Annotated in this window: 2 protein-coding genes; both read right to left on the bottom strand. The window is 54.9% G+C overall.

Translation table 11 applies throughout. The features are described 5' to 3' along the window. Positions 1–64: 64 nt before the first annotated feature. The gene (locus tag ACK8OU_RS20060) at positions 65–1,183 is read right to left on the bottom strand and encodes a CaiB/BaiF CoA transferase family protein (protein WP_410305099.1); all 1,119 of its coding nucleotides are present in this window, start codon (positions 1,181–1,183) and stop codon (positions 65–67) included. Positions 1,184–1,220: 37 nt separating this feature from the next. Beyond that, positions 1,221–2,261 (bottom strand): class I adenylate-forming enzyme family protein (locus ACK8OU_RS20055; RefSeq protein WP_410305098.1); only part of this gene is annotated, 1,041 nt, incomplete at its 5' end.

Raw genomic sequence — 2,261 nt, 5'->3', positions numbered from 1 at the left:
TCGATTTTCTTTAGAATGCTCTAATTGAAGAAGGTAAATAAATCGGCAGTACCTGATCCGAACTTTAGCGTTTTGAGACTAATATCTCCCAGTTCACTCCAACATTCGGAGGAAGCTCCACGACGCCCTGCCGCGCTGCGGGCCTCTGGCCGTCGATGAGTACGGGAAAGAGCGGCTGCAGTACGCCACGCTTTTCGACAACGAGACCGCGACCGCTCGCAAGTGCGCGCTGCATGGCCTCAGTCAAAGTGTTGATCCGACTGAGGCAGAGGTCGGGGTCGTCAATAAGCCTAGCCAGTTCAACTTCCTGCAGCCCTAAGAAAAACTCAGAAACTTCGGCAGACAGATCCGTTTGCGGCAGCGCGTCCGACATCCGGTCAACCCATTCCGGTCGGGCAGCAACATCGCAGAACCGTTGCCAGAATTTCGGTTCGATCGCGCAGAGTACGACGTCGAAGCCATGTGCTGTCTTGTATATCCTGTTTCGCGCAAGCGCGCCCCCAGCAAGGGAACCGCTCACCGTAGGTTCCTGACCGGTTGCTGAAAACTCCGCAATCGCGCCGATTTGGAGGGGATGAACGGAATCAGCTAAGGCCAGATCTAGATGGCAGCCCTCTCCTGTCTTAGCCCGTGACACGAGGGCACCGAGAATCGCGGTCATTGCAAACATTGCTCCGCCGCAGTCAGCAACGGGCGGATCAAACATTGACGGCCCGTAAAACCCGTTCCGAGCTAGGACTCCTGCCTCTGCCAAATAGTTGGCATCATGGCCGGCTGGATTTTCGCGGTGCTGACCATACCCGCTGATCGAGCAATAAATAATACTAGGGTTCCGTTGGCGAATGAAAGAATACTCAAGTCCAAGCCGCCGCATGACACCCGGGCGATATCCCTCTATCAGAACGTCCGCGTTTTCAACTAGCTGCAGCATCTCACGTCTGCCGCCGTCGGACTTCAGGTCAAGACGGCAGATGTGTTTGCCCGCGTTTACCGCCTGATGAATCGCTGATGAGCCTTCGCCGGCTACCGTACCGAAGCGGCGCGCATCGTCTCCACCTGGGGGCTCTATCTTTAGAACCGACGCGCCCATGTCGGACAAAAAGAGGGAGGCAATCGGGCCAGGAAGGTTCTGCGAAAGATCCAAGACCCTGATGCCTCTGAGAAAAGTATTTAACGCAGACATTTTTTCCGTCCGTCCGGCCGCATCCACAGCACGCAGTTTAACCCTGCGACGCGTCAGTTTTTTCCAATACCATCGCCCTCACCGCCTTGCGGTTAATCTTACCGGTTGCCCCCACGGGCAAATCTTTAGTGAACAGGATGATCTGAGGAACTTTGTACTTAGCCAAGTTCTGTTCGAAGAAGTCGAAAAGAGCCGCTTCACTGAGTTCGTCACTCTTCGCGACTACGGTCGCCACGACCTTCTCGCCTCTGGCCTCGTCCGGAATTCCAACCACGACGATATCCTTGACGAGCGGGTGACGAGACGCAGCGTCCTCAATCTCCACAGGAGAGATGTTGGCGCCGCCGCGTATAATCAAATCGCTGATCCTACCTTCAAAAAAGAAATAGCCATTCTCGTCTTCGCGCAGAAGATCGCCGGTCTTGACCCATCCGCCTTCCATAAATCTATCAGAAGTCATTTCTGGTTCGCGGTAATATTCCGTCATTCTTCCAGGGCTGCGCAGGATTGCATGCCCTACTTCACCATGCGGAACATCATTGCCGTCGCTGTCGATCAGACGGATCTCTGCGTCGTCACCGACACGACGACCGACGGCTCCTTTAGGCGCATTGACGTCATCGCGGGGGTGTAGGACTAGGTGCGGAAAGCTCTCGCTCATGGCGTATCCCTCGAACAATTTGAGCTTAAAATGCGCTTGAACCGTCTCGACGGTATTCGCGTTGCTGGGCTCTCCGCCAATGAACAACTTCTTTAAGCTAGAGATGTCGAAATTTCGCTCCTTCAGGACATCCATCAACATGGCGTACATCGAGCCAGTTCCGGCAAATGTCGTGATCCTGTATTTTTCAAAGGCTTCGAGCGCCCGGACAGGGTTGAAACTTTTGTCCAGATATAGCGTAGCCCCAGACCCGATCGTGGTCATGCTTTGCACAGTCAAGCCCCATGCCCAAGCAAGCGACAGCGGAACGAATACGCGGTCGCCCGTTTCGAAGGCCCACCCCTTGATATAGCTTTCGACACTCCAGGTCTCCGCTCGGTGCGAACGTAGTACGGGCTTGGGCATCGCCGACGAACC

The sequence above is a fragment of the Pontitalea aquivivens genome (assembly GCF_046507575.1).
Lineage (GTDB): Bacteria > Pseudomonadota > Alphaproteobacteria > Rhodobacterales > Rhodobacteraceae > Pontitalea > Pontitalea aquivivens.
Note: the sequence above shows the minus strand (reverse complement) of the source record. Positions and strands in the feature narration are given on the sequence as shown.

What these genes read in the sequence shown, in the direction of transcription:
- ACK8OU_RS20060 (WP_410305099.1), bottom strand. Translation starts at nt 1,183, where the DNA reads ATGTCTGCGTTAAATACTTTTCTCAGAGGCATCAGGGTCTTGGATCTT.